At 58.7% G+C, this 26,173-nt stretch carries 23 protein-coding genes; 3 read left to right on the top strand and 20 right to left on the bottom strand.

Annotated features, from left to right (window positions below):
• Position 1 precedes the first annotated feature (1 nt).
• Complete coding sequence (locus ACOTY5_RS17050) at positions 2–1,516, top strand: tripartite tricarboxylate transporter permease (protein WP_045141709.1); 1,515 nt, start codon at positions 2–4, stop codon at positions 1,514–1,516.
• Here ACOTY5_RS17050 and menE read toward each other — a convergent pair whose 3' ends face one another.
• The 8 genes from menE to ACOTY5_RS17010 form a co-directional block, all read right to left on the bottom strand.
• Positions 1,517–2,878, bottom strand: coding sequence for an o-succinylbenzoate--CoA ligase (gene menE, locus ACOTY5_RS17045; RefSeq protein ID WP_017693011.1), 1,362 nt, complete (start codon positions 2,876–2,878; stop codon positions 1,517–1,519).
• Positions 2,875–3,840 (bottom strand): o-succinylbenzoate synthase, encoded by a 966-nt coding sequence (gene menC, locus ACOTY5_RS17040; RefSeq protein WP_045141710.1) that lies wholly within the window; start codon positions 3,838–3,840, stop codon positions 2,875–2,877. The genes menE and menC overlap by 4 nt, the downstream gene beginning before the upstream one ends.
• Positions 3,840–4,697, bottom strand: a complete 858-nt coding sequence (menB, locus tag ACOTY5_RS17035) for a 1,4-dihydroxy-2-naphthoyl-CoA synthase (RefSeq protein ID WP_003859452.1) — start codon at positions 4,695–4,697, stop codon at positions 3,840–3,842. Before menB ends, menC begins: the two co-directional genes overlap by 1 nt.
• Positions 4,694–5,470 (bottom strand): 2-succinyl-6-hydroxy-2,4-cyclohexadiene-1-carboxylate synthase, encoded by a 777-nt coding sequence (menH, locus tag ACOTY5_RS17030; protein WP_045141711.1) that lies wholly within the window; start codon positions 5,468–5,470, stop codon positions 4,694–4,696. The genes menB and menH overlap by 4 nt, the downstream gene beginning before the upstream one ends.
• Positions 5,467–7,137, bottom strand: coding sequence for a 2-succinyl-5-enolpyruvyl-6-hydroxy-3-cyclohexene-1-carboxylic-acid synthase (menD, locus tag ACOTY5_RS17025; RefSeq protein ID WP_062934027.1), 1,671 nt, complete (start codon positions 7,135–7,137; stop codon positions 5,467–5,469). Before menD ends, menH begins: the two co-directional genes overlap by 4 nt.
• An 88-nt stretch (positions 7,138–7,225) precedes the next feature.
• Positions 7,226–8,521, bottom strand: a complete 1,296-nt coding sequence (menF, locus tag ACOTY5_RS17020) for an isochorismate synthase MenF (RefSeq protein ID WP_045141713.1) — start codon at positions 8,519–8,521, stop codon at positions 7,226–7,228.
• Between the two features lie 86 nt (positions 8,522–8,607).
• Positions 8,608–8,913, bottom strand: coding sequence for a stress response protein ElaB (gene elaB, locus ACOTY5_RS17015; RefSeq protein ID WP_017693006.1), 306 nt, complete (start codon positions 8,911–8,913; stop codon positions 8,608–8,610).
• Between the two features lie 50 nt (positions 8,914–8,963).
• The gene (locus ACOTY5_RS17010; protein WP_023295084.1) at positions 8,964–9,428 is read right to left on the bottom strand and encodes a GNAT family N-acetyltransferase; all 465 of its coding nucleotides are present in this window, start codon (positions 9,426–9,428) and stop codon (positions 8,964–8,966) included.
• A gap of 71 nt (positions 9,429–9,499) precedes the next feature.
• Here ACOTY5_RS17010 and rbn point away from each other — a divergent pair, with 71 nt between their 5' ends.
• The gene (gene rbn / locus ACOTY5_RS17005) at positions 9,500–10,417 is read left to right on the top strand and encodes a ribonuclease BN (protein WP_015572275.1); all 918 of its coding nucleotides are present in this window, start codon (positions 9,500–9,502) and stop codon (positions 10,415–10,417) included.
• Between the two features lie 64 nt (positions 10,418–10,481).
• A complete protein-coding gene (locus ACOTY5_RS17000) occupies positions 10,482–11,486 on the top strand; it encodes a chemotaxis protein (RefSeq protein ID WP_045141714.1) in 1,005 nt (334 codons plus the stop codon).
• 105 nt (positions 11,487–11,591) lie between these two features.
• On the opposite strand, the gene nuoN is transcribed toward ACOTY5_RS17000, so the two are convergent.
• The 12 genes from nuoN to nuoB all read right to left on the bottom strand — a co-directional run bounded on the left by nuoN (position 11,592) and on the right by nuoB (position 26,170).
• A complete protein-coding gene (gene nuoN / locus ACOTY5_RS16995) occupies positions 11,592–13,049 on the bottom strand; it encodes an NADH-quinone oxidoreductase subunit NuoN (protein ID WP_045141715.1) in 1,458 nt (485 codons plus the stop codon).
• Positions 13,050–13,055: 6 nt separating this feature from the next.
• Complete coding sequence (gene nuoM / locus ACOTY5_RS16990; RefSeq protein ID WP_017383429.1) at positions 13,056–14,585, bottom strand: NADH-quinone oxidoreductase subunit M; 1,530 nt, start codon at positions 14,583–14,585, stop codon at positions 13,056–13,058.
• Between the two features lie 170 nt (positions 14,586–14,755).
• Entirely contained in the window at positions 14,756–16,597 is a 1,842-nt protein-coding gene (gene nuoL / locus ACOTY5_RS16985) for an NADH-quinone oxidoreductase subunit L (protein ID WP_015572272.1), read from the bottom strand.
• A complete protein-coding gene (gene nuoK / locus ACOTY5_RS16980; protein WP_003861496.1) occupies positions 16,594–16,896 on the bottom strand; it encodes an NADH-quinone oxidoreductase subunit NuoK in 303 nt (100 codons plus the stop codon). The genes nuoL and nuoK overlap by 4 nt, the downstream gene beginning before the upstream one ends.
• On the bottom strand, positions 16,893–17,447 hold the full coding sequence (gene nuoJ, locus ACOTY5_RS16975) for an NADH-quinone oxidoreductase subunit J (protein WP_003861493.1): 555 nt from the start codon (positions 17,445–17,447) through the stop codon (positions 16,893–16,895). The genes nuoK and nuoJ overlap by 4 nt, the downstream gene beginning before the upstream one ends.
• 10 nt (positions 17,448–17,457) lie before the next feature.
• The gene (nuoI, locus tag ACOTY5_RS16970; protein WP_003861491.1) at positions 17,458–18,000 is read right to left on the bottom strand and encodes an NADH-quinone oxidoreductase subunit NuoI; all 543 of its coding nucleotides are present in this window, start codon (positions 17,998–18,000) and stop codon (positions 17,458–17,460) included.
• A gap of 14 nt (positions 18,001–18,014) precedes the next feature.
• The gene (nuoH, locus tag ACOTY5_RS16965) at positions 18,015–18,992 is read right to left on the bottom strand and encodes an NADH-quinone oxidoreductase subunit NuoH (protein WP_003861490.1); all 978 of its coding nucleotides are present in this window, start codon (positions 18,990–18,992) and stop codon (positions 18,015–18,017) included.
• Positions 18,989–21,712: an NADH-quinone oxidoreductase subunit NuoG gene (gene nuoG / locus ACOTY5_RS16960; RefSeq protein ID WP_045141716.1), complete on the bottom strand. Its 2,724-nt coding sequence runs from the start codon at positions 21,710–21,712 to the stop codon at positions 18,989–18,991. Before nuoG ends, nuoH begins: the two co-directional genes overlap by 4 nt.
• Positions 21,713–21,766: 54 nt before the next feature.
• Positions 21,767–23,104: an NADH-quinone oxidoreductase subunit NuoF gene (gene nuoF / locus ACOTY5_RS16955; RefSeq protein WP_045141717.1), complete on the bottom strand. Its 1,338-nt coding sequence runs from the start codon at positions 23,102–23,104 to the stop codon at positions 21,767–21,769.
• Positions 23,101–23,601: an NADH-quinone oxidoreductase subunit NuoE gene (gene nuoE, locus ACOTY5_RS16950; protein WP_006176513.1), complete on the bottom strand. Its 501-nt coding sequence runs from the start codon at positions 23,599–23,601 to the stop codon at positions 23,101–23,103. The genes nuoF and nuoE overlap by 4 nt, the downstream gene beginning before the upstream one ends.
• A gap of 2 nt (positions 23,602–23,603) precedes the next feature.
• Complete coding sequence (nuoC, locus tag ACOTY5_RS16945; protein WP_003861484.1) at positions 23,604–25,406, bottom strand: NADH-quinone oxidoreductase subunit C/D; 1,803 nt, start codon at positions 25,404–25,406, stop codon at positions 23,604–23,606.
• Between the two features lie 89 nt (positions 25,407–25,495).
• Complete coding sequence (nuoB, locus tag ACOTY5_RS16940; RefSeq protein ID WP_003861482.1) at positions 25,496–26,170, bottom strand: NADH-quinone oxidoreductase subunit NuoB; 675 nt, start codon at positions 26,168–26,170, stop codon at positions 25,496–25,498.
• Positions 26,171–26,173 lie beyond the last annotated feature (3 nt).

Raw genomic sequence — 26,173 nt, 5'->3', positions numbered from 1 at the left:
TATGGATACCTGGATCTATCTCTCTCAGGGGTTCGCGGTAGCGATGACCCCGGAAAACCTGGTGATCGCCCTGATCGGCTGTTTCGTCGGGACCATCGTCGGCCTGCTGCCGGGCCTTGGCCCTATCAACGGCGTGGCGATTTTACTGCCGCTGGCCTTTGCGCTACACCTGCCTGCGGAATCGGCGCTGATCCTGCTGGCGACGGTCTATATCGGCTGCGAATACGGGGGGCGTATTTCCTCGATACTGCTTAACGTGCCCGGCGATGCCGCCGCCATTATGACCGCGCTGGATGGCTACCCGATGGCGCAGCAGGGACGCGGCGGCGTGGCGCTCTCTATTTCTGCCGTCAGCTCGTTCTTTGGCTCCCTGATCGCCATTGGCGGCATCATCCTCTTCGCCCCGGCGCTGGCCCAGTGGTCGCTGGCGTTTGGTCCGGCCGAGTATTTTGCCCTGATGGTGTTCGCCATCGCCTGTCTCGGCAGCATGATGGCGCAGAATCCGCTGAAGTCGTTTTTGTCTGCGTTGATTGGCCTCAGTCTGGCGACCGTCGGCGTGGATGCCAACACCGGGGTTTATCGTTTTACCTTCGACAGCGTTCATCTCTCCGACGGCGTGCAGTTTATCGTCGTGGTGATTGGTCTGTTCTCTGTCTCAGAAATCTTACTGATGCTGGAGCATACCAGCAGCGGGCAGACGCTGGTGCGTAAAACCGGACGTATGCTCTTTAATGCCAAAGAGGGGGCGCAGTGTATTGGCGCCACCCTGCGTTCGTCGGTGATCGGTTTCTTCGTCGGCATTCTGCCCGGCGCGGGGGCTACTATCGCCAGCGCTATCACCTACATGACCGAGAAAAAGCTGAGCGGTAACAGCGACAGCTTCGGCAAAGGCGATATCCGCGGCGTGGCGGCGCCGGAGGCGGCGAATAACGCCTCGGCCTGCGGCTCGTTTATCCCGATGCTGACCCTCGGCGTGCCGGGCTCCGGCACCACGGCGGTAATGATGGGCGCGCTGACGCTCTATAACATCACCCCGGGTCCGGCGATGTTTACCGAGCAGCCCGATATCGTCTGGGGTTTAATTGCCGCCCTGCTGATCGCCAACGTGATGTTGCTGGTAATGAACATCCCGCTGATCGGCCTGTTCACCCGCATGCTGACCATTCCCCTGTGGTTCCTGGTCCCGGCCATCGCCGCCGTCTCTGCGGTTGGGGTGTACGCGGTGCACAGCACCACCTTCGACCTGGTGTTGATGGTGCTGCTCGGCGTGCTGGGCTACATTCTGCGCAAGATGCACTTCCCGATGTCGCCGCTGATTTTAGGGTTTGTGCTGGGGGAAATGCTGGAGCAGAACCTGCGCCGCGCCCTCTCCATCAGCAATGGCAACATGGGGATCCTGTGGGAGAGCAGCGTGACGAAGATCCTGCTGGCAATGGCGATTATGGTGATTGTCGTGCCGCCGGTGCTGCGCTGGATCCGCCGACGCCAGCACAAACCGCAGCCGGATATCGGCTGATTAGCCCCTCAACAGGGCATTGACCCACTGCTTTAACGCCTGGCGGGAGATTTTAATCCCGCCATTTTTCAGTTCTGACGGCAGCGCCAGCCAGTGTACCGGCTGCTCAAAGCGCGCCAGCCTGCCCTGAACCCACTCCGGCAGCAGCGTAATATCCGTGCCCGGCTCGCATTCCACTACCGCCACCGGACGTTGCCCGTACTCGGCATCATCCAGCGGAACGACAAACGCCTGGCTTACCTGCGGATGCGTGGCGATAACGCGCTCCAGCGCTTCGGGCTGGATCCCTTCTCCGCCGCTGAAAAAGAGATTGTCCATTCGGCCCAGAATGGTCAGGCGTCCGTCATGCCACTCGCCGCGATCGCGGGTGGCAAACCAGCCCTGCTCATTGACCAGCGGCAATAATGCGCCGTCTCGCCAGTAGCCCGCCGCCATGCTTTCCGCCCGGAGCCAGACTTCACCGTTCACCACCTGAACGTCTCTGCCCGGCAGCGCGCTGCCCACGTCCGGCGCGCCGTCGGCCTCTTTGGCGCAGACGGTGGAGGCGAACTCGGTCAGACCGTAACCGCAGAACGTACGGATCCCCTGCTCGCGCGCCTGTTCGGTCAGCGCAACGGGGATTTCCGCCCCGCCGAGCAGCACGGCTTTCAGCGCGACGGGATGGTGTGAATTAAGCAGCCGCCACAGCTGCGTTGGCACCAGCGAGGCGTGGGTACAGCCCTGTAGCGCCTGCTCCAGCGGCTGTTTTTCACGCACGGTGAGACGGCCTCCGCCCTGCAACCAGCGCCACAAAATCCCCTGACCGGAGACGTGAAACAGCGGCAGAGAGAGCAGCCAGTCATCGCTACCGCCGTAAGGCATCAGCGCCAGCACGCCCTTTGCGCTGGCAAGGTGCGCGGCACAGGTGTGCACCGCCGCTTTCGGCAAGCCGGTGGAGCCAGAGGTGAGCGTCATTGAGGCCAGCCGTTCTGCCCGCCACGTCACGCCGCCCTGCCCCTCGCCCTCTCTTAATACCAGCCCGGGCAGACCGTCATACTCACCGTTAAGCACCAGCGCAAAACGCAGGGTCATCTGCGGCAGGAGGACGTCCAGCAGCGGACGGGGAAGCTGAGGGTTCACCGGCAAAATGCGGGCGCCGCACTGAAGCAGCGCCAGCCAGGCCAGCAGGGTCTGCGGGTGGTTGTGGGCGAGCAGCATGACGCCGTCACCGTCCGTAACGCCCTGAGACTGAAAACCGGCTGCGAGACGATCGATACGCTCGCCCAGCTGAGACCAGCTGAGCGTTATATCGTCTAAACGCAGCGCGGATTTATCGGCACGCCGGGTGCGCCAGTACCGCCACGGCCAGTCGGTAAAACTCATCGCAGTGGCTCCAGCGCCCCGACGTCGAGGCACGGCAAGGTGCTGCCAGGCCACTGGCGAATCAGCTGGGCCTGCATCAGGTTTAGCGTATCGAGACCGGGAACGGTGTCCGGCGTTAACCATGCAGCGATGCGCGCCAGCTGCGTCAGGCCGAGGCTGGATTCGATGGATGAACTGATCACCGCCGTCAGCCCTGCGGCATGGGCCGCCGCAACCTGCTCGCGCACCTTGTCGAGGCTGCCGGTCAGCGTTGGCTTAATCACCACGGCCCTGACGCCCGGCTCGGCGGCAAACGCGAAATCGGCTTCGCGCAGGCTCTCATCCCAGGCGATGGCAATGCCGGTTTCCCGGGCAAAGGCGCGCGAGTCGTCGCGCGTTTTGCACGGCTCTTCGAGAAACGCGATGCGGCTGCGGTACGCCGGGTTGACGTACTTCGCAAACTGCTGCGCCCTGAGCGGCGTCCAGGCGCGGTTGGCGTCCAGGCGCAGGTGCAGATCGGGAATGGCTTCCAGTAACAGGTTAACCACCATTCCGTCGCGCACCGCTTCGTACAGGCCGACCTTTATTTTCGCCACCTTTTCGCCAGGCATCGCGGAAAGGAGCGCGAAAAGTTCATCCGGATCGCCGGTACAGAGCGGCGCGGCGCGATAGTTCGCCGCATCCGGTAAACTGCCGTCCAGCTCTGCCAGCGCACAGCTGATGCCGAACGCGGCGGAAGGAACGTCCGGCAGCGCCGGGTCTGCTCCCTCACGCCATTCGTACGTCCAGGCCATCAGCGCAGCCTGCGCCTCGTCCGGCGTTTCCAGGCTAAAGCCCGGAAGCGGGGCGATTTCGCCCCACCCTTCCCGCTCGCCCTGCCGGAGATGCACGAAAAAGCCGTCACGGGTTTTTAACCGCCGTTCACGCAGCACCACGCCCGCGTCCATCGGTATCTGCCAGCGGTAAACCTGCGCGCAACGCATTACGGGTTCCGTTTGTATTTGCTGAAGTCCGGCTGGCGTTTTTCGTTGAACGCGTTGCGCCCTTCCTGACCCTCTTCGGTCATATAGAACAGCATGGTGGCGTTACCTGCCAGCTCCTGAAGGCCCGCCTGACCGTCACAGTCGGCGTTGAGGGCCGCTTTCAGGCAGCGCAGCGCCATTGGGCTGTTTTGCAGCATTTCGCGACACCAGCGCACGGTCTCTTTTTCCAGATCGGCGATCGGCACCACGGTGTTAACCAGCCCCATATCCAGCGCTTCCTGGGCGTTGTACTGACGGCACAGGAACCAGATTTCGCGGGCTTTTTTCTGACCGACAATGCGCGCCATATAGGACGCGCCCCAGCCGCCGTCGAAAGAGCCGACTTTCGGGCCAGTCTGACCGAAAATGGCATTTTCCGCCGCGATCGTCAGGTCACACATCATGTGCAGCACGTGACCGCCGCCGATGGAATACCCTGCCACCATCGCGACCACCGGTTTTGGACAGGTGCGGATCTGGCGCTGGAAATCCAGCACGTTCAGGTGGTGCGTGCCCGCATCATCCTGGTATCCGCCGTAGTCACCGCGGACTTTCTGATCGCCGCCGGAGCAGAAGGCTTTCTCCCCTTCCCCGGTGAGGATGATGACGCCGATAGTGTCATCGTAGCGGGCATCCGCCAGCGCCTGGATCATCTCTTTTACGGTCAGTGGACGAAACGCGTTGCGCACCTGTGGACGGTTGATGGTGATTTTGGCGATACCATCGGCGGATTTGTGGTAACGAATGTCGGTGTAGCCTTCGGAGCAGTCCTGCCATTCAACCGGCGCGTAAAGCATGTGTTCATCAGGATAGATCATAGCGTGTCCTTTGTTCGATAACGCAGTATCTGAGCCAGACTCGCGGCAACCGCGTCCGGGTTGTCCCGGTGGGCGTTGTGTCCGGCGTGAGGGATAGCATGACGCGTGGCGTTAAGTTCAGCGGCGATAGCTGCAAACTTCCCGTCACGTTCGCCATAGAGATAGTCAAAAGAAAAATCACGCGCGATGAGCGCGGGACGTAAATCAGGCTGAATGGCAAGCGAGGTGGCTTCCAGCATCTCTGCCAGCCTCGGGCCGTTGTTCCGGCTGCGCAGCGCGATCAGCGCCTTGCGCTGATCATCTGTAAGGGAGGCAAAGACCGGCTGTTGATACCAGTCGGCAAAGACGTCCTCCAGCGGCTCACTGCGAAACCGTGATGCCCAATGACGGTCAGAGGTCAGCCGGGCCTGGCGCGCATTGGCGTCTTGCAGGCCCGGGTGCCCACCTTCCACAATCACCCCGTCTAACCCCGCAGGATGCTGACAGGCATGGAACATCGCAGTGCGGCCGCCGAGGGAGTACCCCACGAGCCAGTATCTTAGTATGTTGTAACTAACAAGGGTATGCGAGAGCAATTCACTTACCTCTGCAAACCCCGTCACGCCCGTATCCGCTGAACCACCGTGCCCAGGCAGGTCAATGTAGAGCCGGGGGTAGTCATGCAGCGACGCCCCGACAGCCTGCCACTCGCGACAGTCGCCGGAAAAACCGTGCAGGAAAACCAGCCAGGGGTAGCCTGGTTTTCCTGGCTGGGAGACGCCTGCGAGGATCACAGGTGACTCACCTGCGCAAGCAGATGTTGCAGCTTCTGCGCGCCGTCAGCATCGTTTACCACCAGCTCAATCAGCGTCGCGCCAGGCTGCCGCCAGGCGGTGTTCAGCGCCGTCTCCAGCGCGTCCCAGTTTTCCGGGCGATGGTACTTCAGGCTGAACATGGCGGCGGCGTGTTCGAACTGCACGTTTTGCGGCATCAGATAGAAGCGCTCACGCTCGCTTTGCGGCGTCGGCAGCAACGAGAAAATCTGCCCGCCGTTATTGTTCACAACAATCAGCACGAACGGGGCCGACGCCTGACGCAGGAGCGCCAGCGCGTTGAGATCGTAGAGGGCTGAGAGATCCCCCACAATCGCCAGCGTGGATTTCGCGCTGGCCCGCTGTACGCCAGCGGCGGTGGAGATCAGGCCGTCAATGCCGCTCGCACCCCGGTTGCTGTACACCGGATAACCCGCCGGCAGCTGCGAAAAGGCGTCAATCAGGCGCACCACCAGGCTGTTACCGACAAAAAGTTGTCCCTGCTCGGGAAGATATTTGCGGATACGGTGCGCAAGCCCGGCTTCACTGAACGCCTCGCACTGCGTTTTGGTGAGTTCCCACGCCTGACGTGACAGCGCCGGGATCTCCACCGCCCAGGGTTTGCGTTTTTCCGCCGGATGCAATTCCAGCCAGCTGTCAATGTTGCTCACCAGGCGGCGGCCGCGATGGTGCGCCGGGTCAAGGCGTCCTTCGAGCGGATCCACCAGCCAGTACTCTTCTGGGGTACAGGTGGCCTGCCACTGGAGCAGACGCTTCCCCGTCAGGCTCGATCCCAGCTGGACGACAATCTGCGCCTGCGCCAGCTCGGTAACCGCTTTCGCGTTCCCCAGCCAGAGGTCGGCGCAGGGCAGCGGCTGGCCCGTCTGGGAAAGCACGTCACCAATCAGCGGCCAGCCAAGCGTTTGTGCCCACTCCGCCGCCAGCTTGCCTTCCGCCGCACTCATCCGCCCGGCAATCACCACGCCGCGCTTCTGGCGCCAGAAGAACCAGTCGCGCTGTTTTGCGCTTTCCAGATGCGTCTGCTCGCGCAGCCAGGGTTTTTCGCTCTCCCACCAGTCTCCCAGCTGCTGTTGCCAGACGAGGCCAGTATCGTTCATTTCACCGTACAGCGGCTCGGCAAACGGGCAGTTAATGTGCAGCCCGCCGCTGCGCAGTGCGTTCATGGCGTGGTCGAGGGTTGAGACCAGCCAGCTGGCGGGAATATCCTGGGTGGGGCGCGGCAACGAGACCGCCTGTGAAGGATGCGAGGCAAAAATGCCAGGCTGACGAATCGCCTGATTAGCACCGCAGTCAATAAGTTCCGGGGGACGGTCGGCAGTGAGTAAAATCAGCTTTTCGCCGGTTAATCCCGCTTCTATCAGCGCCGGATAGAGGTTCGCCACCGCCGTGCCGGAGGTGACTATCACCGCCACGGGCGCTTTGCTGACTTTCGCCAGCCCGAGCGCCAGATGGCCCAGACCCCGCTCATCAAAATGGGTGTGGTGAATAAAAGCCCGGTTTTCCGCGGCAGCAAGGGTGAGCGGCGTGGAGCGAGAGCCCGGGGCAATACACACATGCCTGACACCATGACGGGTCAGGGCTTCAAGGATCACCGCCGCCCAGCGTCGGTTAAAAGAACTTACTGACATGAGATTGTCCAGTATCAAGAATGCGACACAGTATAAATAATAGAAAAAGTCAGAATTTTGATATGAATCGGGATTGCACGAATCAGTATTAATCCCTTAGGAGAAGGGAACGCAGCCCGGCTGCCTTGTTTTCGATCTCCTGCCACTCCTGCTCCGGATCGGAGCCGCTGACGATGCCCGCCCCCGCATAAAGACGCAGCGCAGCGTCGTGAACGCGGGCGGAGCGTAATGCCACACAGAATTCGCTTTGATCGCGCGATAAATAGCCCGCCGACCCGGCGTACCACTCCCGGTCAAACGGCTCCACTTTCGCAATAAATTCTCGCGCCGCCTGTCGCGGCAGCCCGGCCACCGCCGCCGTCGGTTGCAGAATATGCAGGCACTGCTCGTCGTCAGGCTGTTTAAGTTCGGTCCAGATACAGCGACGTAAATGCTGCACCTTGCGCAGACGCAGCACCTGCGCAGGCAGGATCTCCAGCGTCCGGGTATGGTGCTGAAGACGCTGGCAGATATCTTCCACCACCAGCATATTTTCCCGCTGATTTTTGTCGTCATTCATCAGCCAGTCGCCCAGACGCTGGGCCTGCTTATCGTCAGAATGGCTGGCGACGGTGCCTGCCAGCGCTTCAGTGCGCAGCAGCGTGCCGCGTCGCCGCCACAGGCGTTCAGGCGTCGAGCCGAGGAACGCGTTGCTGGCGTCAAAGACCATACAAAAATGATAGCAGTTGAGGTTTAGCGCGCGGCTGGCAGCCATCAGCGCGATGGCGTTCACGGGCTGCTGGCAATGCACGTCTGTAGCACGTGCGAGGACCACTTTCTCAAAATCGCCGCGAGCAAGGGTATCCGTCGCCTGACGAATCAACGCCAGCCATTCCGGTTTTTCCGGATGATGGGTTTCCTGCACAATCTGCACGGACAACGGGCGGATCGGCGCGGCGTCGCGCAGGTTATCGACAAAATTCAGCGCCTCACGGGCATCTTCCCGCAGCGACGTTTCGCTCCACAGTTGCAGACGCAGCGTGGCGACCCCGCCAGACCGTCGCCAGAGAAGGCGCGGTAAAAACAGCTTGCCCTGCGCCGGGTTGAAGGCGTTCAGGCCGCAGATACGGGTGTCATTGGCTACGTCGTGGGTGTGCAAAAACCGCGAGGCCGAGGCCAGAGAATCAAAATGGGCGAGGCTTCCGAGCGCGGCAAGTTCTTCATCGCCGCTGCGCTGTTGCCAGTAAAACTGAGGATAGTATCGCTGCACACCGAGCCAGGCCAGCGGATCGAAGGCGTCGTTTAACGGGAAAGAGACATCGAAATGGCGTAAACCGGGTGTAGCTGGCAACGCTTGCGCAAGCTGAGTACGCAGGCTTTGCAGCGCGAGGAAAATCGAGTGCACGCGAACCTCTCCCTGTTAAAGCCTTATATTATACGGGGTACTGACGATAAATAGCAGTACCCACGTGTAGGGAGTGGTTTACCGGCTTAACGACGGGCTAACAGCAGACCCAGCACCAGCCCTACGGCCGCACCGACCCCAATGCCCTGCCACGGTTTTTCATGCACATAATCGTCGGCACGATAAACCGCCTGCTTGGCGCGGTAGTAGTAATTGTCGGATGCGTTACTGACGCGGTTTTTCACGTCATGCAGCGCCTGCTCGGCGCGGGCTTTGAGCTCAATGTACTTCTGATCGGCAGGATCGCCTGAAGAGCGCAGCACTTCTTCCAGCGTTTCGCTTAGCAGCGTCAGGTCGTCGTCGACTCGGGTATCCCAGGATTGAAATGACATATTTTTCTCCATGTTAGTACACCAGTCCGGTAACTATAGACAACGTATTGCTATTGCGCCTGTTTCGCTTCGCGTGCCATGCCGATGTGTGGGATGCCGTCTTCGTCGTAAATGTCCGTGACCGGGGTAAAACCAAAATGGCCATAGAATGATTGCAAATGCGCCTGCGCGCCCAGGTATAACGCCTTGTCCGGCCACTGTTTCTGGCATGCGTCCAGCGTTTTTTCCATCAGCTGATAGCCCAGCTTTTCACCGCGCGCGCGGCCGCTGATAATGACGCGGCCAATGACGACAGGGTCAAAATCCTCTTCGCTTTTCAGAATCCTCGCATACGCCACCAGCTCGTTATCGCGCCAGCCGAGGATGTGCCGGTTCTCGCCGATCAGGTCATCGCCGTCGATATCCTGATACGGGCAGGTTTGTTCAACCACAAAGACTTCGCAGCGCAGCTTGAGCAGGGCGTAGAGTGAATGCACGGTCAGTTCGCTGTGGTGTAGATCTTGCCACTGGATCATGTGTTTCTCCTTCCTGGTGTTCATCACGTTATACTAAACCCCTTCCCATTCGGCAAAGGGCTGATTGCGTTATGGAACTGATTTTTCTGGGTACGTCCGCCGGGGTGCCAACCCGCTCACGAAACGTGACGGCGATTCTGCTGGATCTTAAGCATCCTACCCGCGGTGGGCTGTGGCTGTTTGACTGCGGCGAGGGTACGCAACATCAGCTGCTGCATACCTCATACCACCCGGGGAAAGTGGATAAAATATTTATCACCCATCTGCACGGCGACCATCTGTTTGGCCTGCCGGGCCTGCTGTGCAGCCGTTCGATGGCCGGTAACGCTAACCCGCTGACCATTTATGGCCCCGCGGGTATTCAGGAATTTGTTGAAACCACGCTGCGCCTGAGCGGCTCGTGGACCGATTATCCGCTGGAGGTGTTAGAGATCGGCGAGGGTCTGGTGTTCGATGACGGAGATTACCTGGTGCGCGCTTACCCGCTTAACCATCCGGTGGAATGCTACGGCTATCGCGTTGAGGAGCATGACAAGCCCGGGGCGCTGAACGCCGCCGCGTTGCAGGCCGATGGGGTGAAACCAGGCCCGCTGTTCCAGCGTCTGAAGCACGGCGAGACCGTCACGCTGGAAGACGGGCGCGTCATCAACGGTCAGGATTACCTCGCCCCACCGCAGCCGGGCAAAAAACTGGCTATTTTTGGGGATACCGCCCCCTGCCCTTCGGCGCTCAGGCTTGCCAGAGGTGTAGATGTGATGGTGCATGAGGCGACGCTGGAAGCGGCGATGGAAGAAAAAGCCAACAGCCGGGGGCACAGCTCTACGCGTCAGGCGGCGCAGCTGGCACGTGAGGCTGGCGTCCGGAAACTGATTGTTACTCACGTCAGCTCACGCTATGACGTCCGCGGCGCTGAAAGCCTGCTGGCAGAGTGCCGGGAAGTATTTCCGGCATGCGAGCTGGCGGAAGATTTTGCTCAGGTCAGCGTTTAGTCCTTCATTTTTCCCTCAGCGTGCCGATAACGATTAAAAGGCCAGCATTTCTCTTGAGGGTAGAATGGATAATTTCCAGAAAGATATTGATGACAGGGCAAACCTGACCCTGTCCAACCGTTTTGAACTGTTGCTGTTCCGTCTTGGCACCTCTCTGAACGAAAATAAATCCGAGCTGTTCGGCATCAACGTGTTCAAATTGCGCGAAATTGTGCCGATGCCGACCTTCACCAAACCGGCGGGAATGAAGTCTCCGCTGATGGGGATGGTGAACATTCGTGACCAGGTGATCCCGGTGATCGATCTGGCCGCCGTCGCCGGCTGCAAACCAGCCACCGGGCTGAACATCCTGCTGATCACCGAATATGCCCGCAGCGTGCAGGCGTTTGCCGTAGAATCGGTGGAAAACATCATGCGTCTGGACTGGAAGCAGGTGCACGCCGCGGAAACCGCCGTCAGCGGTCGCTACATCACCAGCATTGCCTGTCTGAACGAGAAGACCGATACCAACGATCTGGCGATGGTGCTGGACGTGGAGCAGATCCTGTACGACATCACCCCGGCGAACCACGATCTGCACGCCACCCATCTGGAAACCACCAAATTCAACATCACGCCTGGCTCTGTCGCGATTGTTGCAGAAGATTCAAAAGTAGCGCGCTCAATGCTGGAGAAGGGATTGCAGGCGATGGAGATCCCGGCCCAGCTGCATATCACCGGCAAAGACGCGTGGGAGAAAATCACTCAGCTGGCCGCGCAGGCACAGGCCGAGGGCGTTCCCGTTACCGATAAGATTGCCCTGGTATTAACCGACCTCGAAATGCCGGAGATGGACGGATTTACGCTGACGCGAAAAATCAAATCCGACCCGGTACTGAAAGATATTCCGGTGGTGATCCACTCGTCTCTTTCCGGCAACGCGAACGAAGATCATATTCGCAAAGTGAAGGCGGACGGCTATGTGGCGAAGTTTGAGCTGAATGAGCTGTCGTCGGTGATTGAAGAGGTGCTGGACCGCTCGATGAAGAAGATTGACGGGCCGCTTATAAGCAGGAAGCAGTTAGCTTAGTCGGGTGACGCTTCGCTTACCCGACCTACAAAACCCGTAGGCCCTGCAAGCGTAGCGCCGCTGGGCAATAAAAAAGGCAACTTTCGTTGCCTTTTTGCTTTCACCTTACATTAGCGGCATCGCGCGCTGCACGATATCAATCAGCGGCTGCGGATAGATACCGAAGATCAGCACCAGCAGCGCGGAGATCAGCACCACGATACCGCCGGCGCTGTACTGCCAGTTGGACGGCGCATCGCGGTTGAGCTGCTGAGGCGCGCTCAGGTACAGGCTCACCGCTACGCGCAGGTAGTAGTAGAGACCAATCGCGGAGCCGATAACGACACCCGCCGTCAGCCACCACAGACCCGCCTGCACACCGACGGCCAGCACGTAGAACTTACCGATAAAGCCCAGCGTCATCGGGATACCCGCCAGAGAGAGCATCATCACGGTCATTACCGCAGACAGAATCGGACGGTGCCAGAACAGACCACGGTAGGAGAACAGGGAATCCGCATCCGGGCCACGGTACGGGCTGGACATCAGGCTCACCACGCCGAACGCGCCGAGGCTGCTAAACAGGTAACCGGCCAGATAGACGCCCACAGTTTCCATCGACATCTCACCGCTTTGCAGCGCAATCAGCGCCACCAGCAGGTAACCCAGATGGGAGATAGAGGAGTAGCCCAGCAGACGCTTGATGTTGGTCTGGCTCAGCGCCATCAGGTTACCGAAGATGATGGACACGAACGCGATAATGCCCAGCACCACGCGGACCGCTTCGCTGTCACCCACCGGGGCGTACAGGAACAGACGCATGACCACACCGAAGATAGCGATTTTGCTCGCCGTCGCCAGGAAGGTCGAGACCGGTGCAGGGGCACCCTGGTATACGTCTGGCGTCCACAGGTGGAACGGAACCAGTGAAAGTTTAAAGCCAAGGCCAACAATCATCATGCCCAGACCAGCCAGCAGCAGCGGCTCATGCATCATGCCGTCGCCGAGGCTCTTGCCGATGGCCATGAAGGAGAGATTACCCGTCTGTGCGTACAGCAGCGCGATACCAAACAGCAGGAACGACGACGCGGCAGCAGACAGGATCGTGTACTTGATTGCCGCTTCCAGAGAGCGCTTCTGGCGGAAAGCGTAACCAATCAGGCCGAACAGCGGGAGTGAGATCAGCTCAATACCGAGGAACAGCGCGGCCAGGTGGTTCGCGTTCGCCAGCAGAATACCGCCCAGTGCGGCAATCAGTACCAGCAGGTAAAACTCTTCTTTGTTGTCGTTGTAACCTTCGAGCCACGGGTACGCAAAGGTACAGGTTGCCAGGCTCGCCAGCAGCACCAGACCGGTGTAGAGCATGGCGTAACCGTCAACGCGCATCAGCGGCGTGACGTCCATCGCTCCCGCCTGGCCAACAAACCAGAGGGAAACTAACGCAGCGTTCAGACCCAGAACGGACAGGGTCGCATTCAGGAAGTGATTGCGTCGCCACGCAATGGAGAGCATCACAACCACCACCGTCAATCCGACGATCAGCAGCGGTAGCAGCGCGATCAGTTGTTGTGGAGTTATTGTCATGGCGAATTACGGCCTTGTAGTAGAAGCAGAATTAACAAACCACTGCTGGATGTTACCCATCGCGGAGTGCGAGGTATCCAGAATCGGCTGCGGATAGAAGCCCAACAGCACCAGCAGTACGACCAGCAGCAGGATGATGAACAGCTCACGCAGCGACATCCCCGGCAGTTCTTGTGCAGCAATTTCACTCTTCGCTTTACCGAAGTAAGCGCGGTGCAGCATCGCCAGCGAGTACACGGAGGCAAATACCAGACCAAAGGTGGAGATGATGGTGATCGTCGGTACCACGTTGAAGCTGCCGAACAGGATCATAAACTCGCCGACGAAGTTACCGGTACCCGGCATACCCAGGGTCGCCACCGCGAAGAACATGGAGAGCGCCGGCAGCCATTTCATTTTGCCCCACAGGCCGCCCATCATACGCATGTCGCGGGTATGCAGACGTTCGTACAGCTGACCACACAGGATGAAGAGACCGGCAGCGGACAGGCCGTGCGCAATCATCTGGATCACCGCGCCCTGGTACGCCAGCTGGCTGCCGGTGTAGATGGCAATCAGCACGAAGCCCATGTGGGAAACGGAGGTGTAAGCAATCAGACGTTTGATGTCGTACTGCGTGAAGGCCATCCATGCACCGTAGAAGATACCGATCACGCCAAGCCACATGGCAATCGGCGCGAACTCTGCGGAGGCGTTCGGGAACAGCGGCAGGGAGAAACGCAGCAGACCGTAGGCCGCCGTTTTCAGCAAGATACCCGCCAGGTCAACGGAACCCGCCGTTGGCGCCTGAGAGTGCGCGTCCGGCAGCCAGCCGTGCAGCGGTACGACCGGCATTTTCACCGCGAAGGCGATGAAGAAGCCGAGCATCAGCAGGTATTCCACACCGTGAGACATCGGGGTCTTCAGCAGGTCTTCGTAGTTGAAGGTCCAGACGCCGGTCGCATTGTAATGCACAAATACCAGCGCCAGGATGGCAATCAGCATCACCAGACCACTCGCCTGGGTATAGATGAAGAACTTGGTGGCCGCCGTGATACGCGTTTTACCGTCGGACGCCTTATGGCCCCACAGCGCGATCAGGAAGTACATCGGCACCAGCATCATCTCCCAGAAGAAGAAGAACAGGAACATGTCGATGGCCAGGAACACGCCGATCACGCCGCCCAGGATCCACATCAGGTTCAGGTGGAAGAAGCCCTGATATTTTTCGATTTCTCGCCAGGAGCAGAGTACCGCCAGAACGCCGAGCAGACCGGTCAGCACCACCATCAGCAGCGACAGACCGTCAATCGCGAGGTGGATCGTAATACCAAAACGTGGGATCCACGGCAGAATGAACTCAGACTGCCACTGCGGAAGGCCCGCAGACTGGGTCAGTGAGTAGCCACCCTGCAACCACAGTTGCAGGCCAAGCGCGAGCGTCAATCCCATGGTGATCAGCGCGATCCAGCGCGGCATCTTCACGCCAAAGCGTTCGGTCTGCCAGCACAGGAAGCCGCCGATGAAGGGAATTAATATTAGCCAGGGTAGTAACATGGCGATTTTTATTCCTTGTTAAAGTCCCTCAGGGACCGATTTTCAACGAATTCGACAAAATTCACGTTTGAGTGCGGGGCCTTTTGCCCGGTGGCGCTTCGCTTACCGGGCCTACGGTCCGTAGGTCGGGTAAGCGCTAGCGCCACCCGACAATCCCCGCTAACTCAAAATCAACGCAACACCATCAGCAGCGCCAGTATGACAACCGCACCGATGCTCATGGACGCCACATACCAGCGCAGATAACCGTTCTCGCTGAACAGCAGGCCTTTACCTGCAAAGCGAGAGAGGATCGCCGGGATATTCATCAGGCTGTTCAGTGGATCGCGCTTCAGCAGCCACGCAATGCCCAGGAACGGCTTCACGAAGATCATGTCGTACAGCCAGTCGAAGCCCCATGCGTTGTACCACCAGGTGCCCAGCAGACGGCCCGGCGCGCTGTTGGCAACGGCAGTCACCAGCGTGCGTTTGCCCAGCCACAGCCATGCGGCAATCAGGATGCCCGCGATAGCCACTACGCCGGAGGTGATTTCAAGCGTCAGAACGCGACCGTGCTCAAGCTCGGTTGTCGCCGGCAGTACGCCCTGCAACGGTGGCACAATCATCGCGCCAACGAAGGTGGACAGGACCAGCAGCACAATCAGCGGCAGGTGGTGGGTAATCCCCTTCCCTGCGTGAGCGTGAATTTGTTCTTTACCGTGGAAGACGATGAAAATCATACGGAAGGTGTACAGGGAGGTCATAAACGCACCGACCAGACCCGCAACCATCAGATTGATATGACCATTCGCCATGGCGCCCGCCAGGATTTCGTCCTTACTGAAGAAGCCTGCGGTAATCAGCGGCAGTGCCGCCAGCGCCGCGCCGCCTACCAGGAAGCAGACATACACCAGCGGGATAGACTTACGAAGTCCGCCCATTTTGAAGATGTTCTGCTCGTGGTGGCAGGCCAGAATCACCGAACCGGATGAGAGGAACAGCAGCGCTTTAAAGAACGCGTGCGTCATCAGGTGGAAAATGGCCGCGTCCCACGCCTGAACGCCCAGCGCCAGGAACATGTAACCAATCTGGCTCATGGTGGAGTACGCGAGAACGCGTTTGATGTCGGTCTGCACCAGCGCGGCAAAGCCAGCCAGCACCAGCGTAACCGCACCGACGATACCCACCAGATGCAGAATTTCCGGGGTCATCAGGAACAGGCCATGGGTACGCGCAATCAGGTAGACACCGGCGGTAACCATGGTTGCGGCGTGGATCAACGCGGAGACAGGGGTTGGACCCGCCATCGCGTCGGCCAGCCATGTCTGCAACGGCAGCTGCGCGGATTTACCCACAGCGCCACCCAGCAGCATCAGCGTTGCCCACCACAGCATGTTGTTGCCTGCTTCGAAGTGCGCCGGCGCCAGTTCCACCATTTCGCGGAAGTTTAGCGTGCCCAGTTCGTTGTAGAGAATGAACAGCGCGAAAGCGAGGAACACGTCACCCACACGGGTCACGACGAACGCTTTCATGGCCGCTGCGCCATTCTTCGGATCGGTGTAGTAGAAACCGATCAGCAGGTAAGAACACAGACCCACGCCTTCCCAGCCCAGATACATCAGCAGCAGGTTATCGGCCAGCACCAGAACCACCATGCTGGCGATAAACAGGTTGGTGTAGGCGAAGAAGCGGGAGTATCCCTCTTCACCGCGCATGTACCAGGAGGCGAACATGTGGATCAGGAAGCCGACGCCGGTAACTACGGAGAGCATGGTCAGAGACAGACCATCCAGCACCAGGTTGAAACCGATGTTGAAGTTACCGACCGACATCCAGTTCCACAGCGGTACGCTGTAGGCCTGACGTCCATTGTTAAAGAAGTCGATACCCGCATACGCTGTGACCAGCGCAGCCAGGCCGATAGAGCCAATGCCCACGGTGGCAGACAGATTCTCAGACCAGCGGCCGCGAGAAAACGCCAGCAGCACGAAGCCAATCAGCGGAAAAATAATGGTTAAGGCAAGCATGTTCATCCACGCAACTCACTTACTGAATCGATGTTCAGGTTCTGGCGGCGACGATGGAGCTGTAGCAACAGCGCCAGGCCAATACTCGCTTCAGCAGCCGCGAGGCTGATGGCGAGAATGTACATCACCTGACCATCGGTCTGGCCCCAGTAGCTACCGGCGACCACAAAGGCCAGCGCGGAAGCGTTGATCATGATTTCCAGACCGATCAGCATAAACAGCAGATTGCGGCGGATAACCAGACCGGTTAAGCCCAGAACGAATAAAATCGCAGCGAGGATCAGTCCATGTGTTAAGGGGATCATGCGCGTTCCTCCGTTTTTCTTTTCGCGCGGTCGTCAGTGCGGTTGCTCAGCACCTCGCCGACACGCTCTTCGCGGCCAACGTGGAAGGCCACAACCAGACCCGCCAGCAGCAGCATTGAGGCCAGCTCAACCGCCAGAACGTACGGACCAAACAGGGTGATACCCACGGCTTTCGCGCTGATTGGCGTCCCGTCGATACCCTGGTCGTTGACGCCCAGAATGGCGTAAACAATCACCGCCAGCATGATGGCCGACAAAATTGCCGGACCAATCCACACCTGCGGTTTTAACCACTGACGTTCCTGCTCAATTTCAGAGCCGCCCAGGTTCAGCATCATCACCACGAACACAAACAGCACCATGATGGCCCCGGCGTAGACGATGATTTCCAGCGCACCAGCGAAGTGCGCGCCCAGCGCAAAGAACACCCCGGAAATAGCCAGCAGCGAAATGATTAAATACAGCAGCGCATGCACCGGATTGGTGTGCGTGATCACTCGCAGCGTAGCCAGGATGGCGATAAGGCCACAGATATAAAAAGCGAATTCCATTGCCCTCTCCTTACGGTAACAGGCTCTTGACGTCGATAGGCTTAGCTTCGTTCTCTGCTTCGCCTTTATCTTTGCCGTCGATTGCCATACCCGCCATCCGGTAGAAGTTATATTCCGGGTATTTGCCCGGACCGGAAATCAGCAGATCCTCTTTCTCGTACACCAGATCCTGACGCTTGTACTCACCCAGCTCGAAGTCTGGAGTCAGCTGAATCGCCGTGGTTGGGCACGCTTCTTCACACAGACCGCAGAAAATGCAGCGTGAGAAGTTGATGCGGAAGAACTCAGGGTACCAGCGGCCGTCTACCGTCTCTGCTTTTTGCAGAGAGATACAGCCCACCGGACACGCTACCGCACACAGGTTACAGGCAACGCAACGCTCGGAACCGTCCGGGTCGCGCGTCAGCACGATACGTCCACGGTAGCGCGGCGGCAGATATACCGGCTCTTCCGGGTACATCCGGGTTTCGCGTTTGGCAAACGCATGCAGGCCGATCATCCAGATACTGCGTACCTGAGTGCCGAAACCTACCAATAATTCTTTTAAGGTCATGATCTCAAAGCCCCTTATGGCTGCTGCCAGAGAATGACAGCCGCCGTTACCAACAAGTTGACGAGCGTCAGCGGCAGGCACACTTTCCAGCCGAAGGACATTACCTGGTCATAACGCGGACGCGGTAACGCTGCGCGAATCAAAATGAACATCATCATGAAGAACGCGGTTTTCAGCGCGAACCAGATGAACGGCGGTAAGAACGGGCCATGCCAGCCACCAAAGAACAGCGTTACCATCAACGCGGAAATGGTGACGATACCGATGTACTCGCCCACAAAGAACAGACCGAACTTCATACCGGAATATTCAATGTGGTAACCGTCGGCCAGTTCCTGTTCGGCTTCTGGCTGGTCAAACGGGTGACGGTGACACACCGCCACGCCCGCGATGGCAAAGGTAATAAACCCAAAGAACTGCGGGATAACGTTCCAGATGTCGGCCTGGTTGTTGACGATGTCGGTCATGTTAAATGAACCGGCCTGCGCCACCACGCCCATCAGGGAGAGCCCCAGGAACACTTCGTAGCTCAGCGTCTGCGCGGAAGCACGCATCGCACCCAGCAGCGAGTACTTGTTGTTACTGGACCAGCCTGCGAACAGCACCGCGTAAACCGCGAGGCCTGCCATCATCAGGAAGAACAGAATGCCGATGTTCAGGTCAGCCACCACCCAGGTCGGGCTGACCGGAACGATAGCAAACGCCAGCAGCAGCGAGGTGAAGGCGATCATCGGCGCCAGCGTAAAGATCACGCGGTCCGAGAAGCGCGGAACCCAGTCCTCTTTAAAGAACATCTTGATCATGTCCGCGACCAGCTGGAGTGAACCACCCCAGCCCACGCGGTTCGGTCCGTAACGGTTCTGGAACAGACCGAGCAAACGACGTTCACCAAAGCTCATGAACGCGCCGCAGGTGACGACCACCAGCAGAATCACAACCGCTTTCAGAATGCTCAGCAGGATGTCGATAAGATCCGGCGTTAACCAACTCATGCTTTTGCCTCCTGAAGGTTATCAAGATGCGCACCCGCCAGGACCGGCGCGATGCCAGGCATACCCATCGGCAGACCCACCTGCCCTGCTGACAGGCGTTCAGAAATAATCAGCGGCAGGCTGATTGTCTGGCCGTCGTAGCTAAAGGCAATGTTCGCACCCGCGTTAACGCCAAGCTTCGCGGCATCCGCCGGGTTGAGCTTGATGTACGGCTGCGGCATACGCTGCTGGAATACCGGAGAACGCTGGGACAGCTCGTCGCTACCGAACAGATGGTAGTACGGTGCAATACGCCAGTGACCTTCCTGCGCCTGGAAGCTCGCCGGAACGGTGGTGAAGAAGTCCAGACCGGTTTCGGAGGCTTCAATCAGACGCACGCCCGGATCGCCGTGGCGCAGGTGACCGCCCACTTCAGCCTGGAACTTGTTCCATGCCTGCGGGGAGTTCCAGCCCGGTGCCCATGCAAACGGGATTTGCGAACGCGGCGCAGACGGCTGGTTGTTCCCTTCCATCGAGAAGGCAAACATGGTGTCTTTATCCTGCGGCTGACGCGGTTCGTGCACGCTGATGTTGGCGCGCATCGCGGTACGACCGCTGTAGCGGTGCGGCTCACGCGCCAGTTTCTGGCCGCGAATGCGGAAGCTTGCGTCAGGCGCGGCGTCTTTAATGCCCGCCAGCTGAGGCAGTTTCTCAACAACCGCGTCAATAACGTGGTCGAGCTGCGTCCAGTCCACTTCACGGCTCTGCACGGTGCTGTGCAGAGAGTGCAGCCAGCGCCAGCTTTCCAGCATCACGGTTTTGCTGTCGTAGTAGGCCGGGTCATAAACCTGGAAGAAACGCTGGGCGCGGCCTTCGTTGTTGATCACCGTCCCGTCGCTTTCTGCGAAGCTTGCCGCAGAGAGCACGAGGTGCGCTTTGTCCATGATCGCGGTGCGCTGATGGTCGATAACCATCACCAGCGGCGCTCTGGAGAGCGCGGCGTCAACGCGAGCGGCAGAAGCATGGCGATGCAGGTCGTTTTCCAGCACCACAACGGCGTCAGCGGCACCGGATTCCAGTTCGCTTAACGCGTCTTCCAGCGAGCCGCCGCCAATCATACCCAGACCGATGCTGTTCACCGCACGGGCAATCATGGTCACACCGACGTCAGCGCCACGGCCCTTCAGGGCTTTGGCAACGTTCGCTGCGGCCTGAATGATTTCAGCGCTACCGGCGTTGGTACCGGAAATAATCAGAGGTTTCTTCGCCCCCGCCAGTGCCTGAACAATCACGTCGACCTTGTTTTGCAGGTCGCGATCCAGTTCAACGGCCGGCGAGTTGCTGTCCAGCGCGTGGGCAATGGCAAAGCCGAGGCGCGCCTGATCTTCAACCGGCGCGCAGTAGGTCCACGCGGCGATATCGTCCAGACGAGTGTTGTCGACGTTAGTCACAAACAGAGGATGCTTCGCGCGCTGACCGATGTTGAGAATGGCCGCAATCTGCCAGTCAGCCACTTTCTGCGCCGCTGCCATTTCACGTGCTTTGCCTTTCACCGCCTGACGAACCGCCAGAGCAGCGCGTGCGCCGGTCTGCGTCAGGTCTTCACCCAGCACCAGAACCGCATCATAAGATTCGATTTCGCGCAGCGCAGGCGTATGAATGCCGCCTTCACGCAGCACTTTCAGCACCAGCTGGAGACGTTCCTGCTCGCCATGGGCGATACCGGTGTAGAAGTTTTCCGCCCCAACCAGCTCGCGCAGCGCGAAGTTGCTTTCGATGCTGGCGCGCGGGGAGCCGATGCCGATCACTTTCTTCGACTGACGCAGAATATCTGCCGCGCCCTGCATCGCCTGCTCGGCGTTGAGGGTAATGAAGTCGTCGCCACGGCGCTGAACCGGCTGACGCGGACGGTCTTTCAGGTTCACATAGCCATAGCCGAAACGACCGCGGTCGCAGAGGAAGTAGTGGTTAACGGTACCGTTGTAACGGTTTTCGATACGACGCAGTTCGCCGTAACGTTCACCCGGGCTGGTGTTACAGCCGAGGGAGCACTGCTGGCAGATGCTTGGCGCAAACTGCATGTCCCATTTACGGTTGTAACGTTCAGAGTGGGTTTTATCCGTGAATACGCCGGTCGGACAGATTTCTACCAGGTTACCGGAGAATTCGCTTTCCAGCGTACCGTCTTCCGGACGACCGAAGTAGACGTTGTCATGCGCGCCATATACGCCCAGATCCTGACCGTCTGCATAATCTTTGTAGTAACGCACGCAGCGGTAGCAGGCGATGCAGCGGTTCATTTCGTGAGAGATGAACGGCCCCAGATCCTGGTTACGGTGGGTACGCTTGGTAAAGCGATAGCGACGGAAGCTGTGACCGGTCATGACGGTCATATCCTGAAGGTGGCAGTTACCGCCCTCCTCACACACCGGACAGTCGTGCGGGTGGTTGGTCATCAACCACTCCACCACGCTTTCACGGAACTGTTTGGCTTCTTCGTCATCAATCGAAATAAAGGTGCCTTCGGCGGCTGGCGTCATACAGGACATCACCAGGCGACCACGCGTGTCTTCCGCGTTTTGATATTGCTTCACCGCACACTGGCGGCAAGCACCGACGCTGCCCAGCGCCGGATGCCAGCAAAAGTACGGAATATCGAGGCCAAGAGACAGACAAGCTTCCAGCAGGTTGTCCGCCCCGTTGACTTCGTATTCTTTGCCGTCTACATGAATCGTAGCCATTAGCATGCTTCCAGTTGGCTCGGCCGAAACCGAGCGTTAATCAAAATTCTGTTTTTACCAGCGCGCTTTCAGCAGGTTCGGCTGAATACCATTGATCGAATGGGTATTGCTGAACGGCTGCTTGATGCCTGCTTCGAATTCGTCGCGGAAATATTTAATCGCGCTTTGCAGCGGCTCGACGGCGCCCGGTGCGTGGGCACAGAAGGTTTTACCCGGCCCTAAGAATCGACACAGTTGCTCAAGTGTCTCGATATCGCCAGGCTGGCCTTCGCCACGTTCGATAGCACGCAGGATCTTCACGCTCCACGGCAGACCATCACGGCACGGTGTACACCAGCCGCAGGACTCGCGGGCGAAGAACTCTTCCAGGTTACGCACCAGGGATACCATGCCGATCTCGTGGTCGACGGCCATCGCCAGCGCGGTACCCAGACGGCTGCCTGCTTTACCAATGCTTTCGAACTCCATTGGCAGGTCAAGGTGGGCTTCGGTCAGGAAGTCCGTCCCTGCCCCACCCGGCTGCCAGGCTTTGAATTTCAGGCCATCGCGCATGCCGCCGGCGTAGTCTTCAAGAATTTCGCGTGCGGTGGTGCCGAACGGCAGCTCCCAGACGCCAGGGTTCTTCACGCGACCGGAGAAGCCCATCAGCTTGGTACCGGCATCTTTGCTTGAGGAGATGCCCTGATACCACTCCACGCCGTTCGCGAGGATCGCCGGGACGTTGCACAGGGTTTCGACGTTGTTGACGCAGGTCGGTTTACCCCACACGCCGGAGCTTGCCGGGAACGGTGGCTTGGAGCGCGGGTTCGCGCGGCGGCCTTCCAGGGAGTTAATCAGCGCGGTTTCTTCACCGCAGATATAACGTCCGGCACCGGTGTGCACGAACAGCTCGAAGTCAAACCCGGTGCCCAGGATGTTTTTACCCAGCAGACCGGCTTCAGTGGCTTCGGCAATCGCGCGACGCAGGTTTTCAGCCGCTTCGATGTATTCACCGCGCAGGAAGATATAGCCACGGTACGCTTTCAGCGCGAACGCGGAGATCAGCATGCCTTCAACCAGCAGGTGCGGCAGCTGTTCCATCAGCAGGCGGTCTTTATAGGTACCCGGCTCCATTTCATCGGCGTTACACAGCAGGTAACGGATGTTCATGGATTCATCTTTCGGCATCAGGCTCCACTTCAGACCGGTGGAGAAGCCCGCGCCGCCGCGGCCTTTCAGGCCAGACTCTTTCACCGCGTTAACGATGTCGTCCGGCGCCATGCCGCCAAGGGCTTTACGCGCGCCGGCATAGCCGTTTTTGCTTTCGTATTCTTCAAGCCATACCGGCTGTTTATCATCGCGCAGACGCCAGGTCAGCGGATGCGTCTCAGCAGTACGAATTACAGTTTTCATTTGTACTGCTCCAGCAGGTCAGGAATCGCTTCCGGCGTCAGATGGCTGTGAGTGTCCTCATCAATCATCATGGTCGGCCCCTTGTCGCAGTTACCCAGGCAGCAGGTTGGCAGCAGAGTAAAGCGTCCGTCGAAGGTGGTCTGGCCCGGCTTGATATTGAGTTTCTTCTCAATCGCAGCCTGAATGCCCTGATAACCGGTGATGTGGCAGACCACGCTGTCACAGTAGCGGATCACATGGCGGCCTACCGGCTGACGGAAGATCTGGCTGTAGAACGTGGCTACGCCTTCTACGTCACTCGCCGGAATACCCAGCACTTTTGCGATCTCGTAGATCGCCCCATCCGGCACCCAACCACGCTGTTTCTGTACGATTTTCAGCGCTTCAATGGACGCCGCACGTGGGTCTTCGTAGTGGTGCATCTCGTGCTCAATGGCGGCACGCTCTGCTTCACTCAGCTCAAAAGCCTCGGTTTGTGGTTGTTGATTCTCGTGCATAATTAGCGGTCCACATCTGACATAACAAAATCGATACTACCCAGATACACAATCAGGTCGGAGACCAGACTGCCGCGAATGGCGGCCGGGATCTGCTGCAAGTGCGCGAAGCTTGGCGTACGCACGCGGGTGCGGTAGCTCATGGTGCTGCCGTCGCTGGTGAGGTAGTAGCTGTTGATACCCTTGGTCGCTTCAATCATCTGGAAGGATTCCTGTGCCGGCATGACCGGGCCCCAGGAAACTTGCAGGAAGTGGGTGATCAGGGTTTCGATATGTTGCAGCGTGCGCTCTTTCGGTGGCGGCGTCGTCAGCGGGTGATCCGCCTTGAACGGGCCTTCCGGCATGTTGTTGAGGCACTGCTCAAGGATGCGCAGGCTCTGGCGCAGCTCTTCCACTTTCAGCATCACGCGGGTATAGCAGTCGGATACGCCGCCGCCAACCGGGACTTCAAAGTCGAAGTTCTCGTAACCAGAGTAAGGACGGGCTTTACGCACGTCGAAATCAATCCCGGTCGCACGCAGACCTGCACCTGTGGTTCCCCACTCCAGCGCTTCTTTCGCGCCGTAGGCAGCAACGCCCTGAGAACGGCCTTTCAGGATGGAGTTACGCAGCGCGGCTTTCTCGTAAGACGCCAGACGTTTCGGCATCCAGTCGAGGAATTCACGCAGCAGACGGTCCCAGCCGCGTGGCAGATCGTGCGCCACACCGCCGATGCGGAACCAGGCCGGGTGCATACGGAAACCGGTAATCGCTTCCACCAGATCGTAGATTTTCTGACGGTCGGTAAAGGCGAAGAAGACCGGCGTCATCGCGCCGACGTCCTGAATGAACGTGGAGATGTACAGCAGGTGGCTGTTAATACGGAACAGTTCAGACAGCATCACGCGAATCACGTTAACGCGATCCGGGACGGTGATGCCTGCCAGCTTCTCAACGGCCAGCACGTATGGCATTTCGTTCACGCAGCCGCCGAGGTATTCGATACGGTCGGTGTACGGAATGTAGCTGTGCCAGGACTGACGCTCGCCCATCTTCTCGGCACCACGGTGGTGGTAGCCGATGTCAGGGACGCAGTCGACAATTTCTTCACCGTCAAGCTGAAGGATAATACGGAATGCACCGTGCGCAGAGGGGTGGTTTGGACCGAGGTTGAGGAACATGAAGTCCTCGTTTTCGGTGCCGCGCTTCATGCCCCAGTCTTCCGGCTTGAAGGTCAGCGCTTCCATCTCCAGATCCTGCTTGGCTTTGGTCAGCTCAAACGGGTCAAATTCAGTGGCGCGTGCCGGGTAGTCTTTACGCAGCGGGTGGCCGGTCCAGGTCTGCGGCATCATGATGCGCGTCAGATGCGGGTGACCGTCAAAGGTCATGCCGAACATTTCCCAGGTTTCGCGCTCGTACCAGTTGGCGTTCGGGAAAAGTTTGGTGATCGTCGGCAGATGCATGTCGTTTTCAGACAATGCCACCTTGAGCATGATATCCGTGTTGCGGTCTATTGAGATCAGGTGGTAGAAAACGGAAAAATCCGCAGCAGGGAGACCCTGGCGGTGCGTTCTCAGACGTTCGTCCATGCCGTGTAAGTCAAACAGCATGACGTAAGGTTTTGGCAATTTCTTGAGGAAATCGACAACTTCCAGTAATTGCTCACGCTTCACCCAAACAACGGGTACCCCGGTGCGGGTGGCCTGAACAGTAAAGGCATCCGGCCCAAAACGGTTGCGCAGTTCGCCAATGACGGGGTCATCGAGATGATCCCGGGTCTGCCAGGCGGCTTCTTGCGCGGTTAAGTCGGTCATATTGTTCACCATTGCAAATGGTCCGTGGTGACTGTTAAGCCTGGCTTCGCGCTATTTGAGTAGTGATATGCGAAGGTGTTCTCCAGGCCCACAGGCGCAAATTAAATTTCGTCAGGCGTACGCAGGTTGGTGACGGCAATACGTTCACCACGTTTACGCTCGCGCTCAGACTGCATGTTCGCGCGATAGACACCCTGATCGCCAACAACCCATGAAAGCGGGCGGCGTTCTTTACCAATTGACTCCTGGAGCAGCATCAGCGCCTGCATATAGGCCTCTGGACGCGGCGGGCAGCCCGGGATGTACACATCCACCGGAATGAACTTATCAACGCCCTGCACAACGGAATAAATGTCGTACATACCGCCGGAGTTTGCACATGCGCCCATGGAGATAACCCATTTTGGCTCCAGCATCTGGTCATAAAGACGCTGAATAACCGGTGCCATCTTGGTAAAGCAGGTCCCGGCCACCACCATCAGGTCAGCCTGACGTGGAGAAGCACGCAGTACCTCGGCCCCAAAACGCGCAACGTCATGCACCGCAGTGAATGACGTCACCATTTCAACGTAGCAGCAAGAAAGGCCAAAGTTGTATGGCCAGATGGAGTTCTTACGACCCCAGTTGACCATGTCGTGCATGGCATGTTCGAGCTTGCCCATGTACACGCTTTTGTTGACTTCTTGCTCCAGGGGGTCGGTTACGATCTCCTGTTTTTGCAGGGGGTAACGGTCATTCTCACCGTTAGGATCTATGCGGGTGAGCGTATAATCCATCTT

The sequence above is a fragment of the Enterobacter cloacae complex sp. SHL018 genome, assembly GCF_049237905.1.
GTDB classification, from domain to species: domain Bacteria; phylum Pseudomonadota; class Gammaproteobacteria; order Enterobacterales; family Enterobacteriaceae; genus Enterobacter; species Enterobacter hormaechei_C.
This window is presented reverse-complemented; position numbering and strand designations above follow the sequence as displayed.